Here is a 14,080-nt window from a genome sequence, read left to right on the forward strand (position 1 = left end):
TAACGGGTGCTGTAGAGCTGCCAGAAGGCGTAGAAATGGTAATGCCTGGCGACAACCTGAAGTTCGTTGTAGAGCTGATTGCTCCTATCGCGATGGACGAAGGTCTGCGCTTCGCAATCCGTGAAGGTGGCCGTACTGTAGGTGCGGGCGTTGTATCTAAAATCATCGAGTAATATCGATTAGATACACCTTCGCAAAAAAGGCGCTCTTGCAGCGCCTTTTTTTATGTCCGAATAAAGGCCCGCACCTGCAGTACGGCCTATGAGCGGATTCCCCGTGACAAATTTGCCGGGAGCAAATTTGAACATTGCCACGCAGTGGCGATGGCCTGAAAGGCGAAGGGCAGGATGCCCGGAGTAACGTGGCCGTACTGTAGGTGCGGGCGTTGTATCAAAAATTATTGAATAATAATTTTTGATAGCAAGATAATGAAAAGGTCGCCTAGTGCGGCCTTTTCTTTTTCTTGCGGCTAAAGTCATTGACCAATTCGCCGGGAGCGAATTGGAACATCGGAACGTAGTGACGATGGCCTGAAGGGTGAGGCTCCGTTCGCCGCAGGCGATTCGGGGTGATAGGTAATCACGCCGAAAGGAACGAACGCCGGTACAGGAAGTATCGGCTGGGTGCGGTACCAGGGATGGGTTCACTACGGGTTTTCAAGCGGGTACAACGTAGACAGGCCACCATCCACTGATGTCGCTTACTCAGTCTGCGCCCGGAGTAACGTGGCCGTGCAGGATGCCCGAAGTAATAATATCGATTAGATACACCTTCGCAAAAAAGGCGCTCTTGTAGCGCCTTTTTTTATGTCCGAAGAAAGGCCCGCACCTGTAGTACGGCCTATGAGCGGATTCCCCGTGACAAATTTGCTGGGAGCGAATTGGAACATCTCACGCCGAAAGGAACGAACGCCGGTACAGGAAGTACCGGCTGGGTGCGGTACCAGGGATGGGTTCACTACGGGTTTTCAAGCGGGTACAACGTAGACATGCCACCATCCACTGATGTCGCTTACTCGGACAGAACGGAGTGTTGTTGAGCAGGGAATCTTTTACGCTTAGGTCAGCAATGTCCCAGTGTGCGCGAAATGCACACGTCTTAATTTGCTTGTCAGCTGACATGCGATTTTGAAATTATCCTTACTAAAATGAATTCAAAGACAGAAGTTAACGCAACAATGTAAACCCAATGAAATATGTACCCAACGCCTGAAAGCGCGTCAGGTTTACAGAAACTTGGCTCGAATTTGCAGTAAGCAATGTTAAATGCGTACACATACAGGCCTGCTAGCACTGCAACAATGGGTATTGCGATTAACCATTTGATTCTTAACGATCTTAAAAGACCAGTAAACACGATAGCAGGTAAGAAAAAAGCTAAAAATATATCCATCGTCCTTGATTCCCTTTTTTGGCGGCTAACAGTGTATTACTACGAATTCGCGGTATGCCCGTTTCAGCACCACTTCGACGTCCATAGTTGTCCATTGATTAACCCAATAGTAGCAACGGGTTAGCAAACGTTTCTACTCTCGCGCTGCGATTGAGACTTTGTGGAAAGTGAGAAGAATATCAGCAACATCTAAAATGGCGTGATTGAACGTCAGCCCTTTGTTATGAGCAGACCGACATAATGGAACAAACCAATGTCCATTGCTCGCTCTAAGTGCTCATGTGCAGCTACGAAGAATCGTCATCCCGGCGAAGGCCGGGACCTCCCACATTACCTGACTCACTCGAATCAACACTGTTTTGGTTAGTCATCAACCCAAAGGAGATTGCGGCCTCCACCGCTATGACGATGGTGTTTTAGCGCTTGGCGAACGTCCACAACTCACTCAACCCCCTAACCGACTATATCTATCGTCGCCTTCAATCAGGCAAGTCACAGGCTTGCCTGACAAGGTAGTCGTCAATGACAGTTGTGATGGTCTGCTTTAACCACGCAGGTCCATGGTCAGACATATCGTTGTGCCGTGATTCGGGGATCTTCACCACGCAGCTTGCATAGGTTTGTCGTTCTTCCTCCGTTGGCAGAACGCCCTCATCGGCGGGGAAGTCACTGGCACGAATGGACAGCACCCTGACCTCCTTGGAGCGCGGTAGTGGAACACGACGATGGTCCAGGGTGATCACTTTGTCAACGTAGGGCTTGCCTTCGTTGGCTAACCACGCCGAGATATCACCGCCGTTGGAGTGTCCCACTAACAGCACTGCGTCGAACCGGTAGTTCGGTTGAGCATCGGCCAGGTGCCGGGTCAGAAAGTCGAGGGTTTGAGCACCGCGTATCCAGTTCTCTTGCCGGGTTTGGTATAGGTTACCTTGTACTGACAGGGGAGGGTCTTGTGGCAGTTCGTGGGCCACCGCAACCACCAGATACCCCAGCCTGTTTAGGTGCTGGGTGATAAATGTATAGTGGTTGTGGGACACTCCATAACCGGCGCTGACAAAGGCCACCGGGCACTGTTGCTGCTTTGTGCAGCGTTGTTGGTCGACAGGATAAGACAGTGTCACCGGGATGTGTCTGTCTCTGGATGAGTCGTACACCGTGTTGGCGTTGACAGTTCCCGCCCAAAGCAGTGCCAAAGCCAGAAGTCCCTTTAAATAGCGAATGCTTTCTCCGTTAATTGTTGTGCTGCGGGGGCAATTTACAGGACCGCTGGTCAGAGTCAACGGTGTTGTATGCGCGCAACAAGCTCTGTGTTGTGCCAGTTGTGTTTGCATACGGCTGAACCACGTTAACCCTAACCCTGCTTCAAATACTGCGATGGCGCCTTGCCATACCAGCGCTTAAAGGCTTTCCTGAAATTACTCAACTCGGCGTAGCCCAGTGCATAGGCAATTTCTTTGATTGTCATGTGGCCCTCTTCCAGGTAGCGCAGGGCGAGTTGCTGACGCACGCTTTCCAGAATGTCCCGGTAAGACGTGCCTTCTTTGCAGAGGTGGCGATGAAAGGTGGCTTTGGTCATATAGAAACGTTGCGCGGCCATGTCCAGCGAAGGAAAGCCCGTCTGGCTCTGCAGCAGCGTTCGTCGCACTCGGCTGGATAAATCTTCATTGGCGGTCAGCTTGTGCAGCTCTTCTTCACACACACGTAACGCACTCTCGAAGCCCCGTTTATTGGCAAGCTTGAGGGGTTTATCAATGTTGGCTACTGGCAGGGTAAAGCCGGCCCAACCGGCCTGGTAAGTCACCGGACACTCAAAATAGCGTCGGGCGACTGCCGCATCGCCATTAAACGGAAAGTACACCTGTTGAATAGGGCAGGCTCCCAGCATGATGAAGTCCAGAATGTTACGCACCGCCAGCATGATGGTTTCGGTGAGTACCGGTTTCAGCTGTTGCAGAGGTCTGTTTTCAACAAAATGCAGGTGCAACAGGTCGTCGTGTTCTGCCACTTGGATGCTCATCAGATCGGTGCGCAAATGTAAAAAGCGCACCAGTAAATCGATGACTTGCCGTGCGCTGCCGCCACTCATGGCGGCATACCCAAGACTGCCGTGGGTATTGATCAACAACCGGGAACCCAGCAATAGCCCCAAAGGCTGATGGGGCAATAACCGCTGCGTATCAGCGAGCAGGCTGCGTAACGCTTGCCATGACAGGCTCAGGGTTTCATTGGTCAATTGGTCTGCATCGAAGCTTGATGCCGCCAACCAGGCCCGTGTGTCTATGCCGCGTTCGTCGAGCAACTCGATGATTTGAGTCAGGTAGAGGCTGGGGAGCGTGACATCAGGCTTGTCCATCGGTGTTGAGTCCTGTCTGGCGTTAAGAGCGAAGGCTGCACTCAAGGTGCAAATAAAATCCCCATGAATGCAAATTAATGCCTCCTCTATCCTCGCAGAAGTCGCTTAACATAACAATGAACTCATCAACAAGAGCCATCATGTTTTCGCTATTTACACGTAAGGCCAAGCCACCCCTGACGGCAACCATCAATGGTGCTGAGGTGATTCTGTCCAACAAGGAAACCTTGCTGGATGCAGCGCTCAGGGCGCACATCGACGTTCCCTTCAGTTGCAGGGTCGGCGGCTGTGGAACCTGCAAATGCAAATTGCTCAGGGGCAGTGTTAAAGCGCTCACCGAGTTTGGCTACATCCTCAGTGAGGCCGAACTGGATCAGGGCTATATACTGGCGTGTCAAAGCGTCCCTCGTACAAACATCGATGTCGAGGTCGGTACCAATACCTACCCTGTGAAGAGGGTGACAGGCACGATCATTGACCAGCAAAGACTAACGCCCGCTATCACCGCCATCCGGGTACAGCTGGATGATGCTCTTGTTTTTAAGCCCGGCCAATACGCTGACCTTTCTCTGCCCGAACAGGGTTATATGCAACGCAGCTATTCCTTTGCCAGCGCCCCAAACCCGGACGCCACGCTGGACTTTTTTGTCCGCAAAGTGCCCGGTGGCAAGTTTTCCTCGTTTGTTGGTGACAACACGGTGTTGGGTATGACGGTAACGGTAGACGGGCCAAAGGGCGATTTCTGGTTGCGAGACGCGGATGCACCGCTGGTGATGATTGCTGCGGGTAGCGGTCTGGCGCCGATACTGGCGATGCTCGAGGACGCTATCGGCTGTAAAAGGCCCGCCCGCTTACTGTTCGGCGCAAGAACCGAGCAGGACCTGTATGCCCTTGAGCGCATCCACAGGATCGCCCGTGAGTGGAACGCGCCGTTTGATTTTCTACCGACCCTGTCAAACGAGGCCCCCGATTCTGGCTGGAAAGGGCTGCGGGGGCGGGTGACCGCGCTAATTGATGGATTACCACTTATCGGTGCGCACGCCTACGTTTGTGGCCCACCGGCCATGGTTGATGCCACTCAAGCCCAACTGATCCAGTCCGGTGTTGAGAAGGCGTCCGTGTTCTCTGACCGTTTTTTAACCGCAGCGGACGTTGCTGGTCAATCAGTAAGTTCAGGGGAATGACAATGAACATCTTCCACTATGCAAAGTTTCTTCTTATCCACCTTGTCGGGCTAACTGCGCTGTTGGCGATTCTGGCTGGCGGGCACTGGATGGTGCTCGGTTTAGTGACTGTGATGGCGTTTTACATTGGCGGAGACGCTATTTGTGGTGATGACACCACGACCCCTCATTTTATCCACCCCGGTGTGCTCACGTGCATGCTGTGGTTGGCGTTACCTTTGCTCATGATGATCGTGGGCGCATTTATCTGGAGCGTCAGTCCGGCGGATGTGGGTAACCTTGGCGCCAGCTTGAGTCATTACATCGGCTACGATCTGGTGGCGGCTAAACAGGCCACCACGGCCTGGCAGCATGGCGCGGGCGTGGTGTTGGTTGGTTTGATGATCGGCACGATTGGCACGGTGACCGGCCATGAGCTTACTCACCGCACGTGGGACCCGATGTCGATGCTGATTGGCCGCTGGATGCTGGCATTCAGTTTTGACGCGGCGTTTTCGATTGAACATGTTTACGGTCATCATCGCTATGTGGCTACCGCACAAGACCCCGCAACCGCGCCACGAGGACGGAACGTGTATTGGCATATTGTTGCCTCAACCCTTAACGGCAATATCAGTGCGTGGCAGATTGAACGTCGACGTCTGAAGCGAAAAGGGCTGGGCCTGTTTTCTCTGCACAATGCGGTCTTGCGTGGATACGCCATGAGTCTGGTTGTCCTTGCCGGTGCTTATGCCATTGGTGGTATGGTGGCGGTTAGCTATCTCATCCTGTGTGGCTTGTTGGGTAAGGCGTTGTTGGAAGTGGTCAACTATATGGAGCACTATGGCATGGTGCGGGATCCCGCGACACCGGTGCAGCCGCGCCACTCCTGGAATACCAACAAGCGCATCACCTCCTGGGCAATGTTCAATCTGAGCCGTCATTCTCATCATCATGCCCAGGGCGAGGTGCCATACCATGATTTAAAACCGTTTCCTCACGCGCCGATGATGATTGGCGGCTATCTGACCACCCTGGTTATCGCCCTGATCCCGCCGTTATGGCACACGCTGATGACTCCTAAGGTGTTGGACTGGGATAAATCCTTTGCGACACAAGAGGAACGCAAGCTGGCAATGACAGCTAATCAACGTAGCGGCATCGATAGTCTGCGAGCGGCTAACGCCTTGCCCCACTACCATCCGTAGGCGCAATAAAAAAGCCCTGCAAAGCAGGGCGATGGCTTGTTGGTTAAACGCGACGTGCAGGGCTATTTGCTATTGAACGCAATCAACGCTGCCGGGTCGATATGCCGGTCATTGGCAATCACTTCGAAATGCAGGTGCGGGCCTGTTGTCTTGCCCGTGGTACCCACGCTACCAATCTGTTGCCCGGCCTTGACGGTGGCGCCTTTTTCCACCGTAAAGCGCTCCAGGTGCGAATACATGGTCAGGATCCCGTTGCCGTGATCGATGACCACCACATTGCCATGGTTTTTGTGCAAGCTCTGGCTGTCAGCAATGATCACGATGCCATCACCGGCGGCCACGATGGCTTCCCCGCTGTTGGCGGCCAAATCAATGCCCAGGTGTGGCTTGTATTCGCGGATAGCCTGTTTGGCTTTAAAACTTGAGCTGACCCAGGCGGTTTTTACCGGATTCACCCAAATACCTGTCGGTGTTGTGTTCGGGGTTTTGTGGTCAATGTGCCTGGAGGCATGGTGATGCAGGGCGATAAAGTCCTCCACCGGCATCAGGCTTGGTGCGTGGCTGTTCATCGCCCACGAGGTGGCGCTAAATATCAGGGCACTCAGCCCCAGTATGCATTTATTCATTGGCTTGTCTCCGAAAGTCTGGACGGTTTTTTGGGTGAAAGTGATGCGCTGCTTTAGATCAGAAAACTGTTGGTTGTTAAAAAAGGCTGCCTGAGATGCAACGGGCCTGTTGATGTGTCGCACCATATTGAGCAGTGCTCGGCCATAGTCTTTTTTTAGCTCAGGAAAGGTTTGTAGCACACTACGATCACATTCCACTTCGACAGCCAGGTTCAGCTTGCGCCTGAATGTCTGAAGTGCGGGTGCAAACCAAAGCAGGCAGCCGCTCAGTTGCGACAACATCAACCACAGCACATCGCGACGTTTGATGTGAGTGAGTTCGTGCTCCAATAAAAGCCGTTGCTGTGCTTGAGGCAGGGTGAAAAAACTGTTCGGTAATACAATAACGGGGTGAATGATACCGGCCGTAAATGGCGATAGCGGCGCCGATGAATAGCACAGTCGGACCTTGCTTTGGCGCAATGCAGCCCGTTGCGATAGGGTTAAAAACGTCATTTCGGGTGCGTTGATGTCTATCCGTTCCAGGCTGGCAAGTGAACGGTTAAAGCGAACCAACTGATAGCCAAAGCCCAAGGTTTTTATAAGCGACACGATCAGGATGAACAGGGTTGTCAGACCAATGACATGCGCCAATGCTGTTTGTGCCGGACTTTCCGCCAAATCGTGCGCCGAGGGCTGCGTCAATGTCAGCCCTTCCTGCCAGAGTGCTGGCATCGTGGGCAGCAATGGATAATCTATGGGTACCTGAAATGCCGGTAATGCCAGCACCGACCAGGGGATGAGGGGTAACAGGCAAATCAGTAATGCCACTTTCCATACCGCGGACCAGTACTGCAACATGGGCGTCCAGCGGATACTGGCGTGGACGATGAGTGAAACGAGCAGGCTCCATATCAGGATCTGGAGTATCAGCCCCATCAGCGGGTTCAGGAAGACGAGTTCCATGGGCTAATCCTCTTTGGGTTGATTGAGCAGGCGTTCAAGCTCTTGTAGTTCTTCGTCTTTGATCAGGTGGCTGTCGGCAAACATCGCCACCGGCAGCGGACCGTCTAATTCAAACACGCGCTTGGCCAGATCGGTCGCCATCGACGCCAGCACAGCCATCTTTTCGACCTGAGCGCGGTAGATCTTTTTGTTGCCTTGTTCCTGAATGGCAACCAGCCCTTTTTCACCCATTCTTTGCAGAGTCTTGCGGGTTGAGGAATAGCTCCAGTCAAAATGGCCTGTCAGGTGCTCGTGAAGTTCCCTGGCGGAGCGGGGTTGTTGTTGCCACAGCAGTTTAAGAATGGCGAGTTCGGGCGCAGTTGGCTGATGCATAAAAAATCTCGTCATGGGTGAGTGTGCGGCCAGTGTGCGACAAGTGTCGCAGTATGGCAAGTGTTAATTGCGACATTTGTCGCACTTTACGGCAAGGTAGCCGCAATCAGCTGCCCAAAAAGCAAATGCCAAAAGGGCCAGAAGCGCTGAATATCAATGCTTTTCGGGTTCTTGAGCTTTTCTAGGTGCCACTCTGGGAATGGTGATCAAACAGGCGAAGCCACGAGACGTCTTATTCTCAATGCGGATACTGCCGCCCAGTAACTGGGTCACAAAATTGTAGACCAAATGCAGGCCCAATCCTGAGCCGCCGACACCGCGCTTGGTGGTAAAAAACGGCTCGAAGGCTTTTTTGCGCACCTCGTCCGTCATGCCAACGCCGTCATCGGCATATTCGATAACCACCATGTCTTTGTTCATTTTTACCGTGATGGCGATGGTGCCCGGCTGTTGTTGGTTGAAGCCGTGGATCACCGAATTGTTGATCAGATTGCTGAACACCTGAAACAGCGGACCGGGGTAACTTTCCAGTTCAATGTCGTCAGCACAAGTGATGTTTAGGCGATGCCCGCCTCGCGCATACAGGGAATGTAGTGAGTGTTCCACATCCTCCAGAAAAGTGCGCATTCTGAAGCTACGGTATTGCTCACTGGTCTGATCCACCGCCACCTGTTTGAAGCTGGCTATCAGGGTACAGGCCCGTTCCAGGCTCTTTAGGATAATGCTGGTGGACGCACGCACTTTATCAAGGTAGTGATCCAGCTCACTGCGCTTGAGGCGGTTGTTGTCGACTTTGCTCAACAACACATCGCAATCGTCGCTCAGGCCTGAGGCGGCTGTCAGTGCAATCCCCATCGGCGTGTTGATTTCATGGGATACGCCGGCCACCAACACGCCCAATGAGGCCATTTTTTCCCGCTCGATAAAGTCGTTTTGGGCCTTTTTCAGTGCCGCTGTGCGCTCTTCCACCAACAATTCCAGCGCTTTGGCCTGTTTCTGTATCCAGCGGGTGCGAATACCAATACCGACATAGATCACAAGGACAATCAACACGATAGCCGCACCCAGAAACCACGGGGTTTGCCAGAACGCAGCATTTACCCGCACCGGAATGGACAGTGACGTGTCACTCCATTGACCGGCGCGATTGGTGCCTTCAACGGTCAAGGTGTATTGGCCGGGCCACAGGTTACTGTAGCTGGCCAGTCGGCGTGTGGCATCGACGCTGATCCATTCATCGTCAAAGCCTTCCAGTCGGTAGCGATAGCGGTTGTTTTGCGGCGCCGATAAATCCAGCGCTGCAAATTCAATGCTGAAGGAACGTTGGTCAGGGCGCAAGGACAAACCCCGCTGCGCCAGTTGACCGGCATTGTGTGGTTTGCCATTGATGTGCAGCTCAGACACAACGATAGGTGGCTTGTAATCCCAGAAGGTGAAGTTTTGCGGCTCAACCATTAACAGGCCGCGGCTGCCGCCAAACAACATCAGCCCATCGGGGGCCTGGGTGTAGGCACGGTACCAACTGGTGCCGATATCAAAGCCGTCAGCCTGTTGCAGGGGATGCATGGTGGTGGTGGCCGGGTCGTAGATGAAGGACGGTGTCCATAGTCGACCCCTTGCGTCCTCTAGCAGGTTTGCTCCCATCGGTCGGCCTGCGTATCCGGCGAGCAGGCTGTGGTTTATCAGACTGACTTCGCCTTCTGGTGTTGGTCTTGCAAGGTATAACCCGGCTGGGGTGTCGAGCCATAAGCGGTGTTGGCTATCCAGCAGCATGCCTACAATACTGATGGTCTGCAGAAGCCGCCCTTGCTCATCTTCACCGGCGATGGCGCGTATGGCGGATTCGTGAGGGCGTACTTCATACAATCCGGTTGCACCGGTCGCGATCAGCAGGCGTCCCTGCTCATCTTCGTGTAGCGCGTTAATGCCATCCAGCATGGCCTGACCATCCTGCATGGCATAGGTGACAACACGATCCGTGCTATTGTCCCAGTACAGTAGTCCCGCGTTCGTCCCTATCCAGACACCACCGCGCCGGGAAATGGCCAGCGCTCTGATGTTGCTGCGTGGCAGTCCTTGCTCGGGTCCGTAACGGTGAAACGCTTCGCTGTCCGGGTCAAAGCGGTACAGCTGGCCAGGATTGACACCGACCCAGATATCGCCGTCAGGTTGTTGCGCCAGCGCGGTGATCCAGCCCGCCTGCAACGCCGCCGGGTTATCTTTGTCGGGAAAATGTCCGCCCACAACACCAACATCACGGTCCACGATGTTGATGCCGCCACCACGGGTGCCAACCCAGATAGTTCCGTCAGCCAACACCAGCACACTACTGACATTGGGCTCGGTGAGTGCGTGCTTTTTGAGCAGACTGAAGCGCAACGTGCTGATCCCCTCAGTATTGCTCAACATCCGTTGCACACCACCGCCATAGCCACCCACCCACAGATTGCCAGCCTGGTCTTTTAGCAAGGTGCGGATGTCATTGTTGGCCAGACTGAAACTGTCGGAAGGGTCGTGAATAATCCGTGACAGCCACTGGCCGGTGTGGGCGGAAATGCGGTCAATGCCACCGAAACGCGCTATCCAGAGTTCGTCCTGACTGAACTGCAGAATGTCGTAGATACTGCCGGTTTGTGACGTTTCAGGCTGACTTGACCGCACAGGTTGCAAGCGGTCAGATTGCGGATCATAGGTCCACAGCCCTGCACTGTTAGTGCCTATCCATAACCGGCCATTTTCGGCCTGGAACAGGCTCCTGACATACAAGGCGCGATTGCCTTGTTCAGATACCGCTTTCAACTGTTCAAAGTGGTCGCGGGCAGCATCGTAGCGTACCAGGCCCGCGCGGGTGCCGACCCAGATAGCGCCTTGGTTGTCGCGCAGTAACGCCCTGACGCCATTGTGAGGAAGCCCATCTTCTGTGGTGTAATGCTTGATGAGGGTGCCGTCCATGCCGACCCGAAAAACCCCGGCGGTGGTCGACAACCAAACGTCGCTATCGTTGCCCCGTATCACTTGTGACACGCTCGACAGGTTGGGGTACGACAGCAACGTTTCGGCCGACAGCAAGCGACGGAATCGTTCGGTGGCCGCATCATAGATGGAGACCCCCCCCGGTTCGTTGGACAGCCACAGCGTGCCGTCGTCCATCACCTTGATATTGCGCACGAAGTTACCACCCAGACTGCTGGTGTCTTCAGGATCGTGCTCAAACAATTTGAACCGATAGCCATCATAGCGAACAACACCAGCAGGTGTGGCGATCCACAGGTATCCGGCCTGGTCCTGGGCAAGGTCGGTGACCACATTGTCGGGGATAAGGGTGTTGTCGCCGATGCGCTCAAATTGGGTCTGGCCCTGTAAAATCGCGGCGCTGACGGGCAGGGTGCAGAGAAAAAACGCTGCAAAGGCGTGTTTGCAGATCCTGTAAGTGAACAACGTGAGTACTGCAGGCGTCTGCATGTTCTGATAATCGTAAGTCTAAGCCCTTGTAAAGCATAGGTATTACGATGTTGTGCGTCAAATATTCCGAGTGGTGTCAAAAGGCTGTTGTGAGTGCCGGTTGCGCTACACTACTGTTGTTTCCCTGTTCCGAGGATGTTGTCAATCGTAAACGGCCGTGGTGCGGGGCTGGCCTTGCTGAATTGCCTGAAGTCGACGTTCTCCAGATGATTGTCGGTCAGAAGCTGATTGAAGGCTGCAATGTGTGTGGGTGTTCCGCGCTCAAAGATGTCGACTACCTGGTGCATGTGATCCTTTTCTGCCAGTGCGTGATGAAAATCATGCAACATCACCATCGCCAGTGCGCCCAGTGTCACGTGTCCGCCGTAGGACACATCCAGCGGGAACTGACTGTCTTGTGCATCCCAGTTAATCCCGCCTATCAGGGTGGTGCCCTGTTGAGAAAGTTCCTGCAAGGCCTGCTTGGCACCAAATGCCATGGGATCATTGGCGGCCCAGACGACATCAATGGCCTGACGCTGGATTAAACCCAGGGCTTTGGTGTATGCCTGATGTCGGGACCAGTTGACCACCGTGCTGTCGATCACCCGTATTGACGGGACATTGGCCAGCGCTGACAACATGCCCTGCTGACGGGCAAGCGAGGCAGGGGTGGTGTAATCCCCTTGCAGTGCGTACAGGGTTAGTGGGGCGCGAGATGCTTTTTGCTGAAACAGTGCGATCAGATCTTCTGTCAGGCGTTTACCCACACTGTGGTTGTTTGGCTGCACACTGCCAATCAGGCGTTGTTGTTGGGGCTTGGGCAACGCATCGTACTCGGCGTTATCGAGTGTGTTGAGCAACATGAACACCGGAAACGGGCTGTTGCCTAGTTGCTGCAACATCCTGACCGCTACCCCTTTTCGTTGACCAGGATCACGTAGTCGGGCTTGAGATTGTCAATCTGGGTGACCAGCGATGTCATCAACAGGTGGTTGCGCTGGGCGTACAGAGAGATCAGGTCAATGCCAAAGTCCGTCGCTGCCGCTTGCATGAACCGATTGACGTTGGACCAGAAGCGGCCGGTGGCGTCTTTATCCGGGTGTCCGGGATTAATGAATACCACCCGAAACCCTACGGGCTGCGACAGCGCGGGGAAACAAATGGACAAGGCCAACAGGGCATGGATTAACCACTTCATGGCATAATAATAGCCAAATTTTGTTCAATGTCCCGTGACAATGTGGCGCAGATTAACCTTGGGGGCTCTGCTTTGGCGGACACTACAAAGGGCCGTCTAAAAACGCCCGTAGCGTGTCAGCCTGTTGTTGAATACGGTAAATGCCATCGAGGTGCCCCTGAGTGCCGGTGATCTCGTCGTATTGGCTGGGTTTGCCGAGTTCTACCAGCTTGTCGTGACCCTGCTTTGCCATGTAGGGCATCAGTAGCAGGTCGTTTGTGGCGGGCAGGAACAGCGATTTGGCGGTGATATTGCTCAGTCCCTGTTGCAGACTATCGCCATGTCCGGCCATAAACAGTTGGCAGGCCCGGACCAGATACAGCACATGGTTGGCATCCATCACACTGGCCCGTTGCGCCGCCGCATTGGTCAGCCAGTTGACAACGCTGTGGGATGCGTTGATGTCATTGAGCGGCGCCTTTTCCAGGGGAGCATGGTCCCGTTGCAACTGGTTAATAAAATCGGGATACAGGGCTTGCTGAGTGATCAGCATCAGGGCATTGGTCAACCCTTGGGTGGGTGGTGTGCCATCATAGTAATTGCCCTGCTGCCAGTTGGGATCAAGGCGGATAGGGGCGCTCCACTGTTCCAACGCCAGTGTGGTCCAGGCGTCACTTTGCACCATACCAATGACCGACACCATACGTTCCACCCAGTCAGGGTAGGCGCTCGCCCAGTCGATGGCTTGCAATGAACCCATCGAAGGACCGACCACGGCATGCAGTTTATTGATCCCAAGGGATTCAAGCAGGGCCTTTTGCACATTGACAAAATCGCGGATGGTGACAACCGGGAAATCAAGACCATAGGGCTTGCCGGTGGCCGGGTTGATCGTCGCCGGACCGGTGGTGATCACGTTGGGGTCGTGGACAGCGGCATTCACCAGCGTGTCTGAACTGATGACAAAATACTTATCAGTGTCGATGGCTTTACCGGGGCCGATGATGGCATCCCAGTAACCCGGTTGACTGTCCTCAGCGGTGTAGCGTCCGGCCGCATGGGAGCTGCCAGTGAAGTAATGGGTGATCAGGATCACATTGGACTTGTCGTCATTCAGTTGTCCATAGCTTTCCCAACCCACCGTAACCTTGGGGATGCGTTTGCCGTTAAACGTCTCAAAGTTATCAATGCTAAACGATTGTTTGCTGACCAATAATTCGTTGGCGATAACAGGCAGGGTCAGTAATGACAGCAATAAGCCAATTGCGAAACGTTTCATCCTCTGTACTCCCGGCGCAAAAGACTCATTATTGCCAATTTGTCGGCTAAAAACATAGTACTTAAGTACTGACACCTGAAGCCCTTGGTTGTCTGTCATGGTGCGGTCATATCAATAACGG

11 protein-coding genes are annotated in these 14,080 nt (G+C 53.8%); 3 read left to right on the plus strand and 8 right to left on the minus strand.

Features of this window, described 5'->3' with window-relative positions; all coding sequences use genetic code 11:
• The coding region (locus LJ739_RS18150) for an EF-Tu C-terminal domain-related protein (protein ID WP_456151875.1) at positions 1-173 on the plus strand (173 nt) is incomplete at its 5' end.
• A gap of 1,698 nt (positions 174-1,871) precedes the next feature.
• Here the strand turns inward: LJ739_RS18150 and LJ739_RS18155 are convergent.
• Together LJ739_RS18155 and LJ739_RS18160 are read right to left on the minus strand one after the other, a co-directional pair.
• The gene (locus LJ739_RS18155) at positions 1,872-2,585 is read right to left on the minus strand and encodes an alpha/beta hydrolase (RefSeq protein ID WP_229162873.1); all 714 of its coding nucleotides are present in this window, start codon (positions 2,583-2,585) and stop codon (positions 1,872-1,874) included.
• Positions 2,586-2,743: 158 nt separating this feature from the next.
• Entirely contained in the window at positions 2,744-3,745 is a 1,002-nt protein-coding gene (locus LJ739_RS18160) for an AraC family transcriptional regulator (RefSeq protein WP_229162874.1), read from the minus strand.
• Positions 3,746-3,885: 140 nt separating this feature from the next.
• On the opposite strand from LJ739_RS18160, the gene LJ739_RS18165 reads away from it, so the two are divergent.
• Positions 3,886-4,929: a 2Fe-2S iron-sulfur cluster-binding protein gene (locus LJ739_RS18165; RefSeq protein WP_229162875.1), complete on the plus strand. Its 1,044-nt coding sequence runs from the start codon at positions 3,886-3,888 to the stop codon at positions 4,927-4,929.
• A 2-nt stretch (positions 4,930-4,931) separates the two neighbouring features.
• Complete coding sequence (locus LJ739_RS18170) at positions 4,932-6,116, plus strand: alkane 1-monooxygenase (RefSeq protein ID WP_229162881.1); 1,185 nt, start codon at positions 4,932-4,934, stop codon at positions 6,114-6,116.
• A 62-nt stretch (positions 6,117-6,178) separates the two neighbouring features.
• Here the strand turns inward: LJ739_RS18170 and LJ739_RS18175 are convergent, their stop codons facing one another.
• From LJ739_RS18175 to LJ739_RS18200, 6 genes are all read right to left on the minus strand, one after another.
• Complete coding sequence (locus LJ739_RS18175) at positions 6,179-7,687, minus strand: M23/M56 family metallopeptidase (protein WP_229162883.1); 1,509 nt, start codon at positions 7,685-7,687, stop codon at positions 6,179-6,181.
• 3 nt (positions 7,688-7,690) lie between these two features.
• Complete coding sequence (locus LJ739_RS18180; protein WP_229162885.1) at positions 7,691-8,059, minus strand: BlaI/MecI/CopY family transcriptional regulator; 369 nt, start codon at positions 8,057-8,059, stop codon at positions 7,691-7,693.
• 153 nt (positions 8,060-8,212) lie between these two features.
• A complete protein-coding gene (locus LJ739_RS18185; protein WP_229162887.1) occupies positions 8,213-11,521 on the minus strand; it encodes a ligand-binding sensor domain-containing protein in 3,309 nt (1,102 codons plus the stop codon).
• 110 nt (positions 11,522-11,631) lie between these two features.
• The gene (locus LJ739_RS18190) at positions 11,632-12,405 is read right to left on the minus strand and encodes a substrate-binding domain-containing protein (protein ID WP_229162889.1); all 774 of its coding nucleotides are present in this window, start codon (positions 12,403-12,405) and stop codon (positions 11,632-11,634) included.
• Positions 12,406-12,413: 8 nt separating this feature from the next.
• Complete coding sequence (locus LJ739_RS18195) at positions 12,414-12,701, minus strand: type 1 periplasmic-binding domain-containing protein (RefSeq protein ID WP_229162891.1); 288 nt, start codon at positions 12,699-12,701, stop codon at positions 12,414-12,416.
• Positions 12,702-12,783: 82 nt separating this feature from the next.
• Entirely contained in the window at positions 12,784-13,959 is a 1,176-nt protein-coding gene (locus LJ739_RS18200) for an E22 family MetX-like putative esterase (RefSeq protein WP_229162895.1), read from the minus strand.
• Between the last annotated feature and the right edge of the window lie 121 nt (positions 13,960-14,080).

Origin of the sequence: Fluctibacter halophilus (genome assembly GCF_020687825.1) — a bacterium.
GTDB lineage: Bacteria > Pseudomonadota > Gammaproteobacteria > Enterobacterales > Alteromonadaceae > Fluctibacter > Fluctibacter halophilus.

Bases quoted from the DNA above. Each gene is read 5' to 3' on its own strand.
- LJ739_RS18190 (WP_229162889.1), bottom strand. From the start codon at position 12,405: ATGTTGCAGCAACTAGGCAACAGCCCGTTTCCGGTGTTCATGTTGCTC.
- LJ739_RS18185 (WP_229162887.1), bottom strand. From the start codon at position 11,521: ATGCAGACGCCTGCAGTACTCACGTTGTTCACTTACAGGATCTGCAAA.
- LJ739_RS18160 (WP_229162874.1), bottom strand. From the start codon at position 3,745: ATGGACAAGCCTGATGTCACGCTCCCCAGCCTCTACCTGACTCAAATC.
- LJ739_RS18165 (WP_229162875.1), top strand. From the start codon at position 3,886: ATGTTTTCGCTATTTACACGTAAGGCCAAGCCACCCCTGACGGCAACC.
- LJ739_RS18180 (WP_229162885.1), bottom strand. From the start codon at position 8,059: ATGCATCAGCCAACTGCGCCCGAACTCGCCATTCTTAAACTGCTGTGG.
- LJ739_RS18170 (WP_229162881.1), top strand. From the start codon at position 4,932: ATGAACATCTTCCACTATGCAAAGTTTCTTCTTATCCACCTTGTCGGG.
- LJ739_RS18200 (WP_229162895.1), bottom strand. From the start codon at position 13,959: ATGAAACGTTTCGCAATTGGCTTATTGCTGTCATTACTGACCCTGCCT.
- LJ739_RS18175 (WP_229162883.1), bottom strand. From the start codon at position 7,687: ATGGAACTCGTCTTCCTGAACCCGCTGATGGGGCTGATACTCCAGATC.
- LJ739_RS18195 (WP_229162891.1), bottom strand. From the start codon at position 12,701: ATGAAGTGGTTAATCCATGCCCTGTTGGCCTTGTCCATTTGTTTCCCC.